17 protein-coding genes are annotated in these 17,768 nt (G+C 73.3%); 10 read left to right on the plus strand and 7 right to left on the minus strand.

Going from position 1 to position 17,768, the window contains the following annotated elements:
* Positions 1–134 precede the first annotated feature (134 nt).
* The 7 genes from ACL02U_RS00455 to ACL02U_RS00485 form a co-directional block, all read right to left on the minus strand.
* The gene (locus ACL02U_RS00455) at positions 135–914 is read right to left on the minus strand and encodes an exodeoxyribonuclease III (RefSeq protein ID WP_412788521.1); all 780 of its coding nucleotides are present in this window, start codon (positions 912–914) and stop codon (positions 135–137) included.
* A 50-nt stretch (positions 915–964) separates the two neighbouring features.
* Positions 965–1,600, minus strand: coding sequence for an MBL fold metallo-hydrolase (locus tag ACL02U_RS00460; RefSeq protein WP_412788522.1), 636 nt, complete (start codon positions 1,598–1,600; stop codon positions 965–967).
* 208 nt (positions 1,601–1,808) lie between these two features.
* Positions 1,809–3,389 (minus strand): alpha/beta fold hydrolase, encoded by a 1,581-nt coding sequence (locus ACL02U_RS00465; protein ID WP_412788523.1) that lies wholly within the window; start codon positions 3,387–3,389, stop codon positions 1,809–1,811.
* A gap of 495 nt (positions 3,390–3,884) precedes the next feature.
* Positions 3,885–4,361 carry a hypothetical protein gene (locus tag ACL02U_RS00470; RefSeq protein WP_412788524.1) on the minus strand — a complete coding sequence of 159 codons (477 nt, stop codon included), beginning with the start codon at positions 4,359–4,361 and terminating at the stop codon, positions 3,885–3,887.
* A 72-nt stretch (positions 4,362–4,433) separates the two neighbouring features.
* A complete protein-coding gene (locus tag ACL02U_RS00475) occupies positions 4,434–5,399 on the minus strand; it encodes a hypothetical protein (protein ID WP_412788525.1) in 966 nt (321 codons plus the stop codon).
* Positions 5,400–5,524: 125 nt separating this feature from the next.
* On the minus strand, positions 5,525–7,135 hold the full coding sequence (locus ACL02U_RS00480) for a protein kinase domain-containing protein (protein WP_412788526.1): 1,611 nt from the start codon (positions 7,133–7,135) through the stop codon (positions 5,525–5,527).
* Positions 7,132–7,920 (minus strand): FHA domain-containing protein, encoded by a 789-nt coding sequence (locus ACL02U_RS00485; RefSeq protein ID WP_412788527.1) that lies wholly within the window; start codon positions 7,918–7,920, stop codon positions 7,132–7,134. The genes ACL02U_RS00480 and ACL02U_RS00485 overlap by 4 nt, the downstream gene beginning before the upstream one ends.
* Positions 7,921–8,989: 1,069 nt before the next feature.
* On the opposite strand from ACL02U_RS00485, the gene ACL02U_RS00490 reads away from it, so the two are divergent.
* From ACL02U_RS00490 to ACL02U_RS00535, 10 genes are all read left to right on the plus strand, one after another.
* Positions 8,990–10,663, plus strand: a complete 1,674-nt coding sequence (locus tag ACL02U_RS00490; RefSeq protein ID WP_412788528.1) for an FAD-dependent oxidoreductase — start codon at positions 8,990–8,992, stop codon at positions 10,661–10,663.
* A gap of 164 nt (positions 10,664–10,827) precedes the next feature.
* Positions 10,828–11,379, plus strand: coding sequence for a hypothetical protein (locus tag ACL02U_RS00495; RefSeq protein WP_412788529.1), 552 nt, complete (start codon positions 10,828–10,830; stop codon positions 11,377–11,379).
* A 108-nt stretch (positions 11,380–11,487) separates the two neighbouring features.
* Positions 11,488–12,153, plus strand: coding sequence for a class F sortase (locus ACL02U_RS00500; protein ID WP_412788530.1), 666 nt, complete (start codon positions 11,488–11,490; stop codon positions 12,151–12,153).
* 237 nt (positions 12,154–12,390) lie between these two features.
* Entirely contained in the window at positions 12,391–13,599 is a 1,209-nt protein-coding gene (locus ACL02U_RS00505) for a SchA/CurD-like domain-containing protein (protein WP_412788531.1), read from the plus strand.
* A 71-nt stretch (positions 13,600–13,670) separates the two neighbouring features.
* Positions 13,671–14,096, plus strand: coding sequence for a cupin domain-containing protein (locus ACL02U_RS00510; RefSeq protein WP_412788634.1), 426 nt, complete (start codon positions 13,671–13,673; stop codon positions 14,094–14,096).
* Positions 14,093–15,382, plus strand: coding sequence for a beta-ketoacyl-[acyl-carrier-protein] synthase family protein (locus ACL02U_RS00515; protein WP_412788532.1), 1,290 nt, complete (start codon positions 14,093–14,095; stop codon positions 15,380–15,382). Before ACL02U_RS00510 ends, ACL02U_RS00515 begins: the two co-directional genes overlap by 4 nt.
* Positions 15,379–16,662, plus strand: coding sequence for a beta-ketoacyl synthase N-terminal-like domain-containing protein (locus ACL02U_RS00520; protein WP_412788533.1), 1,284 nt, complete (start codon positions 15,379–15,381; stop codon positions 16,660–16,662). The genes ACL02U_RS00515 and ACL02U_RS00520 overlap by 4 nt, the downstream gene beginning before the upstream one ends.
* Positions 16,659–16,916, plus strand: coding sequence for a phosphopantetheine-binding protein (locus ACL02U_RS00525; protein ID WP_412788534.1), 258 nt, complete (start codon positions 16,659–16,661; stop codon positions 16,914–16,916). The genes ACL02U_RS00520 and ACL02U_RS00525 overlap by 4 nt, the downstream gene beginning before the upstream one ends.
* A 1-nt stretch (position 16,917) precedes the next feature.
* Positions 16,918–17,397, plus strand: a complete 480-nt coding sequence (locus ACL02U_RS00530) for an SRPBCC family protein (RefSeq protein ID WP_412788535.1) — start codon at positions 16,918–16,920, stop codon at positions 17,395–17,397.
* A gap of 30 nt (positions 17,398–17,427) precedes the next feature.
* Entirely contained in the window at positions 17,428–17,760 is a 333-nt protein-coding gene (locus tag ACL02U_RS00535; RefSeq protein WP_412788536.1) for a TcmI family type II polyketide cyclase, read from the plus strand.
* The last annotated feature ends 8 nt before the right edge of the window (positions 17,761–17,768 follow it).

The raw sequence follows: 17,768 nt of genomic DNA on the forward strand, positions 1-17,768 counted from the left end.
GGGGGTGAGGGGTCCGGCAGGCGCGGGAGCGAGGGGGCGGTGGTCGGCCGCCGGGCGCCGGGCGCGGGGGCGGCCGGCGGGAGCGGACTGCGGGGGCGGGCGGCTCGGGGCCGGGCGGCTCGGGGCGGGGGAGGCTACACGTCCAGGTCGACGACCACGGGGGCGTGGTCGGAGGCGCCCTTGCCCTTGCGCTCCTCGCGGTCGACGTAGGCGTCCTTGACCGCCTCGGCGAAGGGCTCGTTGCCGTACACCAGGTCGATGCGCATCCCGCGGTTCTTGGGGAAGCAGAGCTGGCGGTAGTCCCAGTAGGTGAAGGGCCGGTCGTACTTCAGCGGCCGCGGCACCACGTCGGACAGGCCCGTCCCGCGCAACGCGGCCAGGGCGTCCCGCTCGGCCGGGGTGACGTGGGTGGAGCCCTCGAAGGCCGTGCGGTCGTAGACGTCGTCGTCCGTCGGGGCCACGTTGTAGTCGCCGAGGACCGCGAACGGGCGGTCGGCCCGCGCGTCGTCGGCGACGGCCGCCCGCAGCGCCTCGAACCACCGGAGCTTGTAGGCGTAGTGCGGGTGGTCCACCTCGCGGCCGTTCGGCACGTACACCGACCAGAGGCGGACCGGTCCGCAGGTGGCGGCGAGGGCGCGGGGCTCGACCGCGCCCTCGTACCCGGGGTCTGAGGGCAGGCCCTTGACCACGTCCGCCAGGCCGACGCGGGAGAGCACCGCCACACCGTTCCACCGGCCGGTGGCGTGCACCGCCGCCTCGTAGCCCTTCTCGCGCAGCTGCTCGAACGGGAACTGGTCCTCGGCCAGCTTGGCCTCCTGCAGGCACAGCACGTCCGTGCCGCTGCTCTCCAGCCAGGCCAGCAGCCTCGGGAGGCGTGCGGTGATCGAGTTCACGTTCCAGGTCGCGATGCGCATGTCCTCAACCTACCGGGCGGGACCGACAACGCGGTTCCGCCCGCCGCGCCTCACACGTCGGCGGTGGTTCCCGGCGCGAGCCGCTGGTGGTCGGCGCCGCCGAGGGCGCCGATCTGGCGGTCGTAGATCGGGCGGGCCAGGTCGGTGAGGAGTGCGTCGTGGATGTCGTAGGCGCGCTGCGGGCGGACCTCGCGGACGTAGTCGATGACCTCGGAGATCTTGTTCCACGGCGCCATCACCGGCAGCATCAGGGTCTCCACCGGCTGGTCGGGGACGGTGAGCGCGTCACCGGGGTGGAAGAGCCTGCCGCCCTCGAACAGGTAGCCGACGTTGGTGACGCGCGGGATGTCCGGATGGATGACCGCGTGCAACTCGCCGTGGACCTGCACCTCGAAGCCCGCGGCGGTGAAGGTGTCGCCGTGGCCCACGGTGTGCACCCGGCCGGGGAAGGCGGCGGAGATCTGCTCGGCGACCGACCTCAGCGTCCAGACCTCGGTGGCCGGATCGGCTTCCAGCGCGGTGCGCAGCCGTGCCTCGTCGAAGTGGTCGGGGTGCTCGTGGGTGACCAGGATGGCGTCCGCGCCGAGGGCGGCGTCCTCCTCGCTGAACACACCGGGGTCGAGGACGAGCGTGCGGCCGTCCTTCTCCAGGCGCACGCAGGCATGCGTCTTCTTCGTGAGCTTCATTCCTCCATCCTGCCTCCCGCACGGCCGCGGCGGAGGCGGCCACCCGGGTGCGCTCACCACCCGGCTACCGACTGCGGCCCGCTCCCCCGCCGGCCGGTCGCCGCCCCGACCGGTTTCGGGGATGCCGCCCGCGGGTGCGGCCGGTCCCTCGCGGCGCCGACCGGCCTTCGGGCGCACCGACGCCCGCCCGCGGCCGCACCGGCGCCGGTCACTCGGCGGACGCGGTCTCCTCGCGGACCACCTGCTGCGCCACCGCGAACGCGCGGTTCGCGGCGGGCACCCCGCAGTAGACCGCGGTCTGCAGCAGGATCTCCCTGATCTCGTGCGGGCCCAGCCCGTTGCGCAGTGCGGCCCGGGTGTGGGCGGCCAGATCCTCCAGGTGGCCGCCGGCGACCAGGGCGGTGAGGGCGACGCAGCTGCGCAGCCGTCGGTCCAGCGCGGGCCGGTCCCAGACCTCGCCCCAGGCGTAGCGGGTGACGAGCTCCTGGAAGTCGGCGGAGAAGTCGTCGGTCAGCGCCAGTACCCGGTCGACGTGGGCGTCCCCGAGCACTTCGCGGCGCACCTTGATGCCGGTGTCGTACGGATCCGGGCGCCCGGCCGGCCGCGGCTCGGCGGAAGACGCGCCCTCGACGGGCGAGGCGGGCTGGGCAGACTGGGCGGGCGGGGCCGGTACGGCGGGCACCGGGACCGGATCGGAGGCGAACGGGACCGGATCGGGGGCGGGGGCGAACGGTGCCGGTTCGGGCGCCGGGGCGGGGCCGTCCAACGGGACCGGGCCGAGCTGCGGAACCGGGCCGAGCTGCGGGGTGGGGCCGAGCGCTGGAGTGGGAATCGGGAACGGGTCGAAGGGCGCGGCCGCCCGGGCGGGGTCGGCGGGTGCCGCCGCCTGGGTCGTGGCGGGCCCGGGCGGGGCGGGGACCGGCGCGGGGGGTGCCATCGGCATCGGGGCCGGACCGGCCGGTACCGCCGCCGGGATCGGGGCGGCGCCGGTGGCGGACTCGGGGGTGGCCGGCCAGGAGGCGGAGAAGTGGTTCAGGAGCAGTTCGGTGACGGCGGCCGGCTGCTCGACGGGGACCAGGTGGGAGGCACCGGGGACGACGGCGAACCGGGCGTCGGGGATGCCGGCGACCAGGGTGTGGGCCTCGGCGGGACCGGTGACCTGGTCCTCCGAGCCGGCGAGGACCAGGGTCGGTACGCCGATGCGGGCGAGTTCGTGGCGCACGTCGAAGGCGGCGAGCGCCTCGCAGGCGGCCACGTAGCACCCCGGGTCGGTGGTGCGCACCATCTGCACGGCCCAGTCGGTGATCGCGGGCTGCGCGGAGGCGAAGCCGCCGGTGAACCAGCGCTCCGGCGCGGAGCGGGCGATCGGCTCCAGTCCACCCGCGCGGACGGTCGCCGCGCGCTGCCGGAACTCGTCGGCGGTGCCGAACCGGGGGGAGGCGGCGATGAGCGCGAGTGAGGCCAGCCGCTCCGGGTGGCGCAGCGCCAGCTCGGCACCGATCGCGCCGCCGAAAGCGCAGCCCGCGTAGCCGAAGTGCCGTACGCCCAGGGAGTCGAGGGTGGTCAGCAGCCGTACCGCGAGTTCGCCGACGGATCCGGCGGGAACGGCGGGCGTACCGCCGTGACCGGGCAGCTCGAACCTGAAGACGCGCCAGTGCCGGGCCAGTTCGGGGACCTGACGGTCCCACATGTGCCATGTGGTACCCAGGGAGGGACCCAAGATCAGGACGGGAGCGTCTTCTGGCCCGTCAAAGCGGTAGTGCAGGGTGTTCGACGGTGTCTCACTCACGTCTCAGACCCTCTCACGTATCACGAAACCTCACACAGCCCGGGAACCCGGCGGCTCTTGACCCTTTCGGCGCGGCACGTCCGGCACTGCTGGAACCCTCGGGGATCCAGATACGAGTTCTCCGGCGTGTACGCGTGGCTGTGGGGACAGCGCGTCCACCGGGCTCGCGCGGTGTCCCAGTCCCTGCACCGGAGGGCTTCCTTCTTTGGCACGGCTTCCATGTGGTCCGGGTTGCAGCATGCGTGAAGTGCCGTCCCCAAGGATCGGCATGACGCACCTGGAAGCCCTCCGAAATCTCACCGGCCAACAACCTGAACCCCACACGGCGGACAAGCTGTGTCTTCCCTCGTAGGAGACCTGGCCGTAGCCTGACTGTTCAGCAGCAGTGATCGGGTGCGGGGCAGGCGGCCCACCGCGCAGTCGCGAAGGTTTGCCGTGCCACGGCGCGTCACCACGGGCCCGCCGGTGGTGTACCGGCGGGCCCGTAGCCCTGGATCAGGACATCCAGGAGCTGCCGCTGCAGTTCGTGGAGTTGACCCAGCGGTGCGACCGGATGTTGTTGTTCATGTTGTAGCCGGTGGTGAACGTGTTGCGGGACAGGTCGTCCACGAAGTACTCGTTCGGCGAGAGGCATCCGTAGCCGCCGCTGTAGCCGGAGTAGTAGTAGAACGCGACGACGTCGAGGTTGCCGACGTAGCCTGCGTTCATGACGGACGACGCGGCGTCCTGGTCGGAGCCTCGGAAGGCGCCGGCGTTGTCACCCCAGTTGGAGTCGTTGCCCGCGGTGTGGCCCAGCAGGTTGTAGCAGTAGGTGCTGTTCCAGGCGTACATCTGGCCGTTGCGTCCGGGCCAGACGGAGTTGCAGTGGTTGGCGGCGGCGACGTCGGGGGCGGCCGTGGCCGCGGCCGCGGGGACTGTGGTGCCGGCGGCGGCCAGGCCGAGGGCCGCGATGGTCATGGTGAGCTTGCGCATGTTCTTCCTCCGGTTCGTCCGCCTTGTCGAAGGCGTATCGGTCCGCGGCCGGTCGCCGCGGAAGAATCGAGGTCAGGCCCGTGGTTGGACCAGCTCTTCGGCGTGCTTGAACGCCGTGCGCATCAGGAGCCAGTAGGTGTCGACGGTGCTGCCGTACTGCTTGCGCAGCCGACCCACGTAGAGCTTCTCGCACGCGGTGCCCACCGACTTCAGGGATGTCTCGCGAGCGCATCGGGCGTCCGCGACGGCCGTCTCGCGCTCCGCCTTCAGCGCCTCGCCGGCCGTGGCCGACCGCTCGCTCAGCGCGGTGCGCTGCCGCACGGCGTCGTGCGCGGCCTGCGGGTCGTCGTAGGAGTAGCCGTGTTGCCGCATGCACCGCGACCAGGCCGCGACCGCGGTACGCAGCCGCTTGTCGCGCATCAGTTCGGGAACGTACAGCGGCCGCAGATTGGTGGCGATCTTGGCGGCGTGGAACCAGGCCACCGGATCCCCGTACAGCTTGCTCTCGGCCTCAGCCGTGCAGCCGCCGAGCCTCTTGCGGACCTCGCCGCGCCCGCCGGGCAACTGGGCGGTGAGCAGCCGTGCCTGGTCGCCGCCGTCGAGCGCGGTGTCGTAGGCGGCGCGGCGCGCGGCGGACAGGCTGCCGCGATAGGCGGCGTTCGGATTGTGGCGCCGGGCGCGGTCGGCCTTCATGTCGATTCCGCTGCCGTAGCCGTACCGGCGCGCCCACTCCACGTCATCCTGTACGTAGCGGACGGGCCGGCTCTCCTCCAGCGTCAGGATGCGGGTCTCCCAGTAGGAGAAGCCGTGCCGGTTCATGCACTGCTTGGTCAGCCGCTCCTCGGCGTCCGAGATACGTAGCTGCTGCTGCCAGGTCAGCGGCCGGACCGGCGCGGGCCGAGCGGTGGCCGCACCGGCGGCGCCGGACCGCGGTTCTTTCCCCGAGGGCTGTGCGGCGCAGCCGGTCGCGGTCGCCGTCAGGGCGGCCGCGACCGCGACCGCGCACACCCAGCCGAACGTGCGTTTGCCGTATGGCACGTGCCATGCACCCCCTGTTGCCACGCCATCCCTCGATGTGACACTCACACCATGGCCGTCGGATGGTGGCCGGGGTACCTCATAAATCTGAGGGTCACCTGGACGGGGCGCGCGGGGTGCCGGGTTCAGCAGTGTTCGGTCCAGCGGTGGGACATCGGGCGCAGCGGCGTGGGCAGGTTGTGCCGTGTGCCGACCTCGACGCAGCCCAGGCGATCACGCAGTGAGTCCCGTGCGAAGTAGACGACATCGATGAAGATCTCGCCCTGGGTCGTGTCGTGGCCGTTGTTGAAGACCGACAGGGCGTCCCTCTTGCCCGCCCAACTGCACGTGGTTTCGCCGCGCGCCCAGTCCGTGTCGTCGCCCTCCCAGGCGCACATCGCGCCCGTGCCGTCCCGCCCGGTGAAGAAGCAGACGTCACCCGGCAGACAGCGGTCGTATCCGACGGGCTGGGCGGAGGCGGTGGGGGAGCCGGTCTTCGCGTGCTGTTCCCGGTGGTCGGCGGCCGGACCGGCCGTGGCGGGGCGCTTCGCGGGGGGCGAACCGTCAACGGCCGGCGGAGAGTTCGAGCCGAGGCCGAGGCCGAGGGCGGTCAGGGCGGCCACGCCGGTCAGGGCCAGCAGGGCACGGACGCGGGTGCGCCGCGCAGCGGACGGCGAGCCGCGCGGCTTCATCAGGGGCCACGGAGACTCTCCGGCCGGCGCGGGGCCGTCGGCCGCTTGCCGTACCCGCGGCAGCAGGGAGGCTGCGTCGTACCGGGCGCGGTCGCGGTGGGTGGGGGACAGGCAGTCCCGGACGATGCCGCGCCAGGCGTCCGGCAGCCCGGCGGACAGGCGCAGCTCCTCGGTGCCGCGGGCATAGCGGACCCCGGCCTCCCGGCGGACGGCCGACGTGCCGCCGGGAAGCGGGTGGGCGCCGGTCAGGACGACGTGCGCGAGGACGCCGAACGCCCAGATGTCGGCGCTGGGCCGGATGCGGGTGCCGCGTTCGTCGACCTCCGGCCACAGCAGTTCGGGCGGCGTGTAGTCGGGGGTCGCGAAGGCGGGGGAGTAGGCGTGGCTACCCTCCAGTTCCGCGGCCATGTTGAAGTCGGCCAGCCGGACGGAACCGTCCTGCATCAACAGCACGTTGGCCGGTTTGAGGTCGCCGTGCACCCAGCCCGCGCCGTGCAGCTGCCGCAGTCCCTCGCAGACCTGCGTGAGCAGCACGGGTCCCTCTGCAGGTGGCCGTTCGGCCCCGGCCAGCAGGTCGGCGAGCGAGCCCGCCGCCCGTTCCAGTACGAGGACGGTGGCGCCGTCGAGCTCCGGATGCGCCGGGTCGTCGACCGTCAGTGTCTCGTACAGGCGGATCAGCCGCGGGCTGCGCAGCCGCCGCAGCAACGCCACCTCGCGGTCGGCCAGTTTTTGCAGATGGCTGAGCCGGCGCGGTGTGCAGGTGCCGGTGGGCAGGAACTTCAGCGCAGCCGTCGGCGGCGGATCGGCGGGCCGGTGCGCGGAACCGCGGCCGCCGCCGCTCGCGGCCGGGCCGGTGTCCGGTCCTTGGTCCGCCTTCTCAGCACCGGGGGCGCCGTCCCTCGACGTCCGCTCACCATCCGCCTCCGCCTCCGCCCCGTCCCGCCGGCGTTCGGCGGCGTAGACGCTGCCGAACGCGCCGGAGGCGAGCGGTTCCAGGACGCGCCAGGCGCCAATGCGGTAGCCCCGGGGGACGTCGACGGAGTAGGACCCTCGGCGGCCGCTCATCTGCGGGCCGCGCCGAGCGTGCGGGACGGGGCGGCCAGCATCACCAGATCGTCCTCCCGCACAAGGTCGAAGCGGAGCGCCAGGGACACCAATTGCTCCTTCTTGCCGTTCAGGCGCGGGCCAGGATCGGCAGTCCCCGGGCTCGGCTTGAGACGCAGCTTCACCGCGAGGTAGTCGATGTTCCACTGCACCGACGTGCGGGACGCGGCCGGCCAGGCGGGCCGCAGCCGTTCGGCGACCTGGTCGACGGTGGGCAGTGGGGCGTGCGGTGCGCCGCGCAGGCGGGGCTCGCACAGGGCGGCCAGTACCGCGAAGTAGCGCTTGGAGGTGTCCAGGGAGAACGCGGGCGCGGTCGTGGCCCCGTCGAGGCCGGCCCCGTCGCTCAGGTAGTCGTGGCGCGGCGCCCACACGTCCAGCGGCAGCAGGTCGCCGGCTGCCGGCAGCACGATCCGGGAGAACTCGAAGGGGACCGGCGCGTCCAACCGCCCCGGCCCGACCTTGATGTGCTCGCCCGCGCCTTCCGGGTTCTCGACGACGTACGTCTGCTCGCGGCTGAGGTTGCTGAGTATCCAGAAGGCGCCCTGTGCGGTGATCTCACCGGCTCTGCGGGAGACCCCGTCGTGCGCGATGCCGAGGTCGTTGTCGCGCGCGGACCGGCCGAAGGTGAGCAACTCACCCGGCGCGAGCCTGATCTGAAGGTGGTTTCGCTCGTGTCGTCGCCGGTGCTGCGTGCGGCCATGGCGGTCCTCCGTGGTCGGTGGAGGTATCACGATGATGGTGTACAAGGTGCGTCTCCCCGTGCCGGACGGCTACCCCGCCAGACTAGGTCGACGCACCAGAGCCGTGTCCTCCCTCGAACGGGTGACACGGCTCTTGGGTGCGAATTGGCGCGAACTGTTCAGTGGCACGGGCGCGTTCGAAGACGCGGCGCCGGACGCTCAATGGCGCGGCGGGTGAACCAGGCGCTGCCGTTCTCGTTCGCGCAGAACACGATGACCGGGATGCCGAGGATCCGGCTGACCAGGGCGAAGACGTTCGCGCCGAAGAGGCTGGTCAGTAGCTATTCAGCGGGGTAGGACCGGGTGACCAGGCGGCAGTGGGGGTGAGGGCGTGGGGGGTTCCACGCCCCGGTGGTGAACAGGCGCTTGAGGGCGTCGTAGCGTCCGATGCCCCATTTGCCGGCAGTGGACGGGAGGACTGGACGATCGCGAAGTCGGCGAGTCCTTTGGAGGGCGCGCCGGCAGCCGCCGGAGGAGCGTTGCCCACGGACGGTCTCTACAACCTGTGCCAGCTCGTGCCCAGCGAGGGCCCCGGGACCAGGACCGGTGCCTCCGCGGGCCCGTCGACTCGGTAGGGACACGGGCGCCGTCCCGGGCGGCGGGCGGCACTGGCCGGGGTGCGGACGGCGAGGCCGTGCGGCGGTGTGTGCGGGGAACGGCGGAGAGGCGGATAGGCGGAGTGGCGGAAAGGCGGAGTGGCGGAAAGGCGGACCTGCGGGGGTGGTGCCGGAAGGTGCTCGCGGCAGGCGCTGCCCCCCGGCGACCGGTCCCTTGCAGTGCACACCCCGGGGCGGCACGGGCTCTGCTCCCAACCCCTGACCGCGGTTCGCCCGGCCCATCGGGCGCGGATGCACCTTTCCCGAGGCCGATGCACATTCCCCGAAAAGGCAGACCGGGGTCCCGTGCACGCCGCCCGTCCGGCCCCCGCGGGCGACGGAACGGTGCGGATCGCTCCGAACGGGTCCCCGATCCCGTCCGAGTGGGTGAAGCCTGAGCCGTCGCCCGCCCGGCGGGGCATGGATGTGGTCCCGGCCGCACCGGCCGAGACACGGACGCGAGGCACTGGAGGCGAGTGATGGTGCAGGAAACCGAGCCGACCGGCCACCCGACGGATCCGGTACACCGGGTGCCGGTGCTCATCGTGGGCGGTTCCCTGGTCGGCCTGTCCACCTCGCTGTTCCTGGGGCGCCTGGGGGTGCGGCACACTCTGGTCGAGCGTCACGCCGGCACGTCCATCCACCCCCGCGGCCGCGGCAACAACGTGCGCACCATGGAACTGCTCCGGGTGGCCGGCGCCGAACAGGGTGTCCGGGCGGCCGCCGAGACGCTGTCCGGCAACCACGGGATCCTGCAGGCACCCGCCCTGGTCGGGGACTCCGGCGAATGGCTGTTCAAGGAGATCGACCCGGGCGGCGGACTGGCCCGCTTCAGCCCGAGCTCCTGGTGCCTGTGCAGCCAGAACGACCTGGAGCCGGTCCTGCTCGACCACGCGGTACGGCTCGGCGGCGACCTCCGCTTCGGCACCGAACTGCTGTCGTTCGACAGCGACGCCGGCGGCGTGACCGCGGTCGTCAAGAGCCGGGACACCGGCGAGCACACCACGATCCGCGCGGACTACCTGGTGGCCGCGGACGGCCCCCGCAGCCCCGTCCGCCGGCAGCTCGGCATCGGGCAGAGCGGCCCCGGCGACCTGTTCCACAACATCAGCGTCACCTTCCGCTCCCACCGGCTCGCCGAGGTGGTGGGCGACCGCCGCTTCATCGTCTGCTACCTGACCCGCCCGGACGCGGACGGCGCCCTGCTGCCCGTGGACAACCGGGAGAACTGGGTCTTCCACGCCCCCTGGCACCCCGAACGCGGCGAGACGGTGGAGGACTTCACCGACGAGCGCTGCGCGGAGCACATCCGCCGCGCGGTCGGGGACCCGGACCTGGACGTGGAGATCACCGGCCGGGCGCCCTGGCACGCCGCGCAGCGCGTCGCGACCGCCTACCGCTCGGGACGCGTGTTCCTGGCCGGCGACTCGGCGCACGAGATGTCGCCGACCGGGGCCTTCGGCTCCAACACCGGCATCCAGGACGCGCACAACCTGGCGTGGAAGCTCGCCGGGGTGCTCGGCGGCTGGGCCGGGGACGCGCTGCTGGACAGCTACGACGCCGAACGCCGCCCGGTCGCGGAGGCGACCAGCGCCCGGGCCGCCGCCCGTTCGGCGGAGCACAGCCACCCCGGCTTCGCTCCGCCGCCCGGCGCGGGCGGCGGACCCCGCCGCGGCATCCTGGGCGTGGCCCTCGGCTACCGCTACCCGCGCGGCGCCGTCGTCGGCGCCGACCCCGAGGCGCCCGTGGTCCCGGCGGAGGGACTGGACCTGACCGGCGCGCCGGGCAGCAGGGCGCCCCACATGTGGCTGCGGCACGGCGGCGAACGCGTCTCCACCCTCGACCTGTACGAGCGGTCGCTCGTCCTGCTGAGCGGCGCGGGTGCGGGCGCGGGCTGGCACGAGGCCGCCGTCCGCATCGCGGAGGAGTCCGCCGTGCCGCTGACCTCGTACCGCATCGGCGGCGCGGACAGCCGGGGGGCCGACCTGACGCCGGAGGACGACACCGACTGGTCGGCCCTGCACGGCACGGGGCGCGAGGGAGCCGTACTGGTCCGGCCGGACGGGTTCGTCGCCTGGCGCTCGCCGGGGCCGGTCCCGGACGCCGCGGCGGCACTGCGCCGGGTCCTGGCCGGTGTCCTGGGCGCGGACTGACGGGCCCGCACCGGGCGGGGCACCCGGTCGCTCGACGCGGTCACCCGGACGACCCGCCCCGGGTGGCAGCGGGCGGGCTCCCGGCTGACGGTGGATCACGCCGGCGCGGGTTCGCAGCGCTGATGTCACGTCAGCCACCCGGACGCCGGCGGAAGGAACGTCAGATGCGCTCTGCTCGCACACTCCTGACCACTGCCGCGGCCTCGGCCGTCCTCGTCGTCGGCGCCCCCGCCGCCTACGCGGCGGCCGCCGGCGGCTCGGACCAGGGGGACTCCTCCCACAGCCGGGAACACGGCAAGGAGCACGGCAAGGACGCCGGCCACGAGAAGCCGCACGGCGGCATGCACACCGGCGGTGGCGCACTCACCGCGGTGAACGACGACTGGGGCGGCGCGAAGGACCCCAAGGCCGACCACGGCAAGGACGCCGGCCACGAGAAGCCGCACGGCGGCATGCACACCGGCGGTGGCGCACTCACCGCGGTGAACGACGACTGGGGCGGCGCGAAGGACCCCAAGTACGACCCGGAGACCTACCGCAAGGACTCCGGCAACTCCTGGAGCGGTGACCACGAGAAGCCCAGCGGCGGCATGCACACCGGTGGGGGCGCACTGGCCTCGCCGACGGTGACGACGGGCGGGCTGGCCGTCGTGGCGGTGGCGGCCGCCGGTCTGTACGCGGCGCGCCGCAGGAGGACCGCCGGAAGCGCGGCCTGAGCCATGCCGGACGCGATAGCCGCCGCGGCCGCCGCGCGCGCCGCGCGGCGGCCCGGCCGGCCCCCTCCTTCCCCCGCTCGGCTGCCGTGACCAGTGAGGTGGTGTCCGATGGCAGCGCCCCCCTCCTCCCCCGCCCACGACGGACCGGACCTTTCGGAGCCCGCCGCCCGTTCCCCCGTGACGTTGTTCGCCGCCGTCGTCCTGCTGGCGCTGGCCATGAGCCTGCTCGGCGGACACGGCGGGGCGTCCGAACCGGCCGCCTCCCCTCCCGGGCGCGCCTCGGTGGTGGACACGCCCTCCCCCCGCCCGTCGGGCAACGGCCTGCCCCGCTCGAAGCCGGTGCGCCTGATCATCCCGAAGATCTCCGTCGACGCCCCGTTCACCGCACTGTCCATCGGTTCCTCGGGGCACCTGAACCCGCCGCCCGCCGGCGACACCAACCTCGTCGGCTGGTACGCCGAGGGCCCCTCCCCCGGTGAGATGGGCACGTCCATCATCGCCGGACACGTCGACACGGTGACGTCGGCGGCCGTCTTCGCACGCCTCGGGGAACTCGAGAAGGGCGACGTCTTCCGGGTCGAGCGGGCCGACGGGCGCACCGCGTCCTTCACCGTCGACGACGCCGAGACGTTTCCCAAGGACGACTTCCCCGACCAGCGGGTGTACGCCGACGCCGACCGGGCCGAGGTCCGGCTCATCACCTGTGCGGGCGACTACGACCACTCGGTGAAGGACTACCTGGACAACCTGGTCGTCTTCGCCCACCTGGTCTGAGCGCCCCGCCTGCCGGTCACCCGCGCAGTTCCCCGGAGTAGCGCGCGGGTGGCGACGGGCGCAGGATCGAGAAGCGCCGACGTCGCCTCACGGCATCCGGCGCCGCCCCCTCCTCCCTTCCGTGTCTCCCCCTGCCCGTTTCCCCTTCTGCCGCGCCCGTTCCCCGTCCTCCGTTCACCCCTGTCCTCCCTTTCGTCCCTTCCCGCTTCCCTCTCCCTTCGAAGGAGTTGTGTCCGGATGACCACCACCTCGGAACGCACGCCGGAAGGCGCGCCGCAACAGGCCCCGCACGGCGGCCCCCAGTCGTGGGCGCGCCACGTACCCCAGCGGATCTCGCAGTCCGTGTTCGACGGCTCCCCGCTCCGTGTCGTCCTGCTAGTGGACGTGCACGACGGAGCCCAGCAGCAGTTCCTGGAGGCGTACGAACAGCTGTGCAACCAGGTCGCGTCCGTGCCCGGGCACGTCAGCGACCAGCTGTGCCAGTCCATCGAGAACCCCTCGCAGTGGCTCATCACCAGCGAGTGGGAGAGCGCCCCGCCGTTTCTGACCTGGGTGAACAGCGAGGAGCACGTGCAGATGGTGCGACCGCTGCACAACTGCGTCCGGGACACCCGCTCGCTGCGCTTCCACATCGTCCGGGAGACCGGCGGTCCCGCGGCGGGCGGCGCGCCGGAGGACCGGCGGCTGCAGTCCGCGCCGCGGATCGGCGACGGGGTGATCCGGCACGCGCTCACCTTCACCGTCAAACCGGGCAGTGAGCGCACCGTCGCCGAGATCCTCGCCGGGTACACGTCTCCCGAACCCAGGGTCGACGACACCACCCGGCTGTGCCGCACCTCCCTGTTCATGCACGGCAACCGGGTGGTGCGCGCCATCGAGGTGCGGGGCGACCTGCTCGCGGCGCTGCGCCACGTGGCGCGGCAGCCGGAGGTGCGGGCCGTGGAGGAGGCCATCAACCCGTACCTGGAACAGGACCGGGACCTCGACGACCCCGAGTCCGCCCGCGTCTTCTTCACCCGGGCGGCGCTGCCCGCCGTGCACCACGTGACGACCGCCGAGCCCACCGGGCGGAACGGCACGGACGCCGCGGACGTCGAACGGCACGCACTCTTCTACCCGGCGCGTCCGGGCTGCGGGATGCGGTTGGCGGAACTCCTGGCCCGGCGGGACGCGGCGGCCGGCGATCCGGACGGACCGGTGCTGCGCAGCACCGTCTTCCAGCGGGACGACGTCGTGGTCCGGCTGATCGACGTGCGCGGCGCGCTCGACGCCCGGGCCGAGGCCGCCCTCGGTGTCGACGAGCCCGGCCTGGCGGACGAGCTGGCCGCCCTGCTGGACACCGACGCCCTCGGTGCGGACGCCCCCGCCGGCAGCGGTGCCGCGGCCGGACTGCTGGGCCGGGCGCACATGGACCTCATCACCGACCGCAGCGCACCCGACGCGTGACCCGTCGGCGCCCGGACACCCGACCCGCAGATGATCGGAGAGAGCTCGTGACCCCAACCAGTCCCAGAGTCGTGGACCTCAGCGAGGTACAGCCCAACACCCGGCGCGGCGGCGATCTGCGCGCCCTGCTCACCCCCACCACGGCCGGCTCCACCAGCGGCTTCATGGGCGTGGCGATCGTGCAGCCCGGGGATCGCATCGGCGAGCACTACCACCCGTACTCCGAGGAGTTCGTCTACGTGGTGTGCGGACAGCTCGAGGTGGACCTGGACGGTTCGCCGCACCCGCTGCAGCCCGAGCAGGCGCTGCTGATCCCCGCTCATGTGCGGCACCGCTTCCGCAACGTCGGGAACGTGGAGGCGCGCATCGTCTTCCACCTGGGCCCGCTCGCCCCCCGTCCGGACCTCGGCCACGTCGACACCGAGGAGACCGGACACGCCGCCGCGGCGGACGCGGCCGCGGAGCAGGGCTCCGCCAGGCCTCGGGTCCGCACGTGACCAGGCGCGTCGCGGTCACCGGCCTGGGCATAGTCGCGCCCGGCGGCACCGGTGCACCGGCGTTCTGGGACCTCCTGGCGGCCGGGCGCACGGCGACGCGGGGCATCACCTTCTTCGACCCGGCCGGACTGCGCTCACGGATCGCCGCGGAGTGCGACTTCGACGCGGCGGCCCACGGCCTGGACGCGGAGCAGATCGCGCGGTGCGACCGGTACATCCAGTTCGCGCTCGTCGCCGGGGCCGAGGCGGTGCAGGACGCCGGACTCGACCTGGCGCGCGTGGACCCCTGGCGGGTCGGGGTGTCGCTGGGCACGGCCGTCGGGGGAACCACCCGGCTGGAGCACGACTACGTCCTGGTCAGCCGGAACGGGGAGCGCTGGGACACCGACCACCGGCAGGCGGGCCCGCATCTGCACCGCGCGTTCGCGCCCAGCACGCTCGCCGCCACGGTCGCGGAGCGCTTCGAGGCGCGCGGGCCGGTGCAGACCGTCTCCACCGGCTGTACCTCGGGACTGGACGCGCTCGGGTACGCCCTGCACACCATCGAGGAGGGGCGGGCCGACATCTGCCTGGCCGGCGCCTCCGACTCTCCGATCTCCCCCATCACGATGGCCTGCTTCGACGCCATCAAGGCCACCTCCCCCAACAACGACGACCCCGCCCACGCCTCGCGCCCCTTCGACGCGGACCGCGACGGGTTCGTGATGGGCGAGGGCGGGGCGGTGCTGGTCCTGGAGGAGCTCGACCACGCTCGGGCCCGCGGCGCCGACGTGTACTGCGAACTGTCCGGGTACGCCACCTTCGGCAACGCCTACCACATGACCGGCCTGACCGGTGAGGGCCTGGAGATGGCCCGGGCCGTCGAGCACGCCCTCGACCACGCCCGGCTCGACCCGACGGCCGTCGACTACGTCAACGCGCACGGCTCCGGTACCCGGCAGAACGACCGGCACGAGACCGCCGCGGTCAAGAGGGCGCTGGGCGCGCACGCCTACCGCACGCCGATGAGTTCCATCAAGTCCATGGTGGGCCACTCGCTCGGCGCGATCGGGGCGATCGAGGTCGCGGCCTGCGTGCTGGCCCTGGACCACCAGGTGGTGCCGCCCACCGCGAACTACGAGACCCCGGACCCCGAGTGCGACCTGGACTACGTCCCGCGCGTCGCACGCGAGCAGCGGCTGGACAACGTGCTCTCCGTCGGCAGCGGGTTCGGCGGCTTCCAGTCCGCCGTGGTCCTGACCCGACCGGAGGACAGCACCCGAGGGCCCAGGAGGAGCACACGATGAGCAGACCGGAGCCGCGGGGAGCGGCGGCCGTCACCGGCATCGGGGTGATCGCCCCCAACGGGGCCGACACGGAGGCCTTCTGGAAGTCGACCAAGGAGGGCATCAGCGCGCTGGACCGGATCACCCGGGAGGGGTGCGACCGGCTCCCGCTCCGGGTGGCGGGCGAGGTCCGCGACTTCGACCCGGCGGCGGCGGTGGAGGAACGGTACCTGGTCCAGACGGACCGGTTCACCCACTTCGCGCTGGCCGCGGCGGACCTGGCGCTGGCCGACGCCGGACTCGGGCACGCCGACAGCGACGGCTCGCCGTCCTCACCGCTGTCCCCGTTCGCGGTGGGCGTGGTCACCGCGGCCGGTTCCGGCGGCGGCGAGTTCGGGCAGCGCGAACTGCAGAACCTGTGGTCGAAGGGCAGCCGCTTCGTCGGGCCGTACCAGTCCATCGCCTGGTTCTACGCCGCGAGCACCGGGCAGATCTCCATCCGCCGCGGCTACAAGGGCCCCTGCGGTGTCGTCGCCTCCGACGAGGCGGGCGGCCTGGACGCGCTGGCGCACGCCGCGCGGACCGTCGCGCGGGGCACCGGCGCCGTCGTGGCGGGTTCGACGGAGGCGCCGCTGGCCCCGTACTCGATGGTGTGCCAGCTCGGCTACGGGGAGCTGAGCACCGCGGCCGAACCCGACCGGGCGTACCGCCCGTTCACCGCCGGCGCCTGCGGGTTCGTGCCCGCGGAGGGGGGTGCCCTGCTCGTCGTGGAGGACGAGGTCTCGGCCCGGGAGCGGGGGGCGCGGGTACGGGCGGTCCTGGCGGGGCATGCGGCGACGTTCACCGGCGCGGCCCGCCGGGCCGAGTCCCGGGAGGGGCTGGCACGGGCGATCCGGGGCGCGCTGGACGAGGCGGGCTGCGCGCCGGAGGAGATCGACGTGGTCTTCGCGGACGCCCTCGGCGTGCCCGAGGCGGACCGGGCGGAGGCCCTCGCCCTCGCCGACGCCCTCGGCGGCCACGGCACCCGCGTACCGGTCACCGCGCCGAAGACCGGGATCGGGCGGGCCTACGGCGCCGCACCGGTGCTGGACACCGCGGCGGCCGTCCTCGCGATGGAGGAATCCCTGATCCCGCCCACCCCGCACGTCTTCGACGTCTGCCACGACCTCGACCTCGTGACCGAGCGGGCACGCCCCGCCGAGCTGCGCACCGCGCTGGTCCTCAGCCGGGGGCTCATGGGGTCGAACTCGGCGCTGGTGCTGAGGGCACCGGCCACACAGCAAAGGAGAAGAACGGCATGAGTGAACGCATCACCGTGGAGGAACTGGCCGAGCTGATGAAGACGGCCGCCGGAGTCACCGTCGCCCCGGAGGAGCTGCAGCAGCGCTTCGACTCCGGGTTCGACACCCTGGGCCTCGACTCGCTCGGGCTGCTCGGGATCGTCGGCGAGCTGGAGAACCGGTACGGCACCCCGATGCCGGCCGACGCGGAGCGGTCGCGGACCCCGCGGCAGTTCCTTGACCTCGTCAACAGCGCGATCCCCGCGGGAGCCTGACATGGCCGGCCACACCGAGAACGAGATCACCATCGCCGCGCCCGTCGACCTGGTCTGGGACATGACCAACGACGTACCGAACTGGCCGCGGCTGTTCAGCGAGTACGCCTCCGTGGAGATCCTCGACCAGGAGGGCGGCCGGACGACGTTCCGGCTGACCATGCACCCCGACGCGAACGGCAAGGTGTGGAGCTGGGTCTCGCAGCGGGAGGCGGACCGGGACGCGCTCACCGTGAACGCCCACCGGGTGGAGACCGGTCCGTTCGACCACATGAACATCCACTGGCGGTACGAGGAGGTGCCGGGCGGCACCCGGATGGTGTGGACGCAGGACTTCGCCATGAAGCCGGACGCACCGGTCGACGACGCCTGGATGACGGACAACATCAACCGCAACTCCAAGACGCAGATGGCCCTGATCCGGGACCGGATCGAGAAGGCCGCCGCCGACCGGGGCTCCGCGCCCGGCCTGACCGACTGATCCCAGCCGAGCCGCACGGAGGAAGATCCCATGCACCAAGCCCTGATCGTCGCCCGGATGGCGCCGGGGTCGGCCCCCGACATCGCGAAGGTCTTCGAGGAGTCCGACCGGGGCGAACTGCCCGGCCTCGTGGGCGTCGCCCGGCGCAGCCTGTTCCACTTCGGTGACGTGTACCTGCACCTGATCGAGTCGGAGAAGGACCCCGGTCCCGCCGTCGCCCGGGTGGCCGGGCACCCCGAGTTCCGGGACGTCAGCGAGCGGTTGTCGGCTTACGTCAGCGCCTACGACCCGGCGACCTGGCGGTCCCCGAAGGACGCGATGGCACAGCGCTTCTACCTGTGGGAGCGCGGGCCGTCGGCCTGACCCCACCG

This window comes from Streptomyces sp. MS06, assembly GCF_047200655.1.
In the GTDB taxonomy this organism is placed as follows: Bacteria; Actinomycetota; Actinomycetes; order Streptomycetales; family Streptomycetaceae; genus Streptomyces.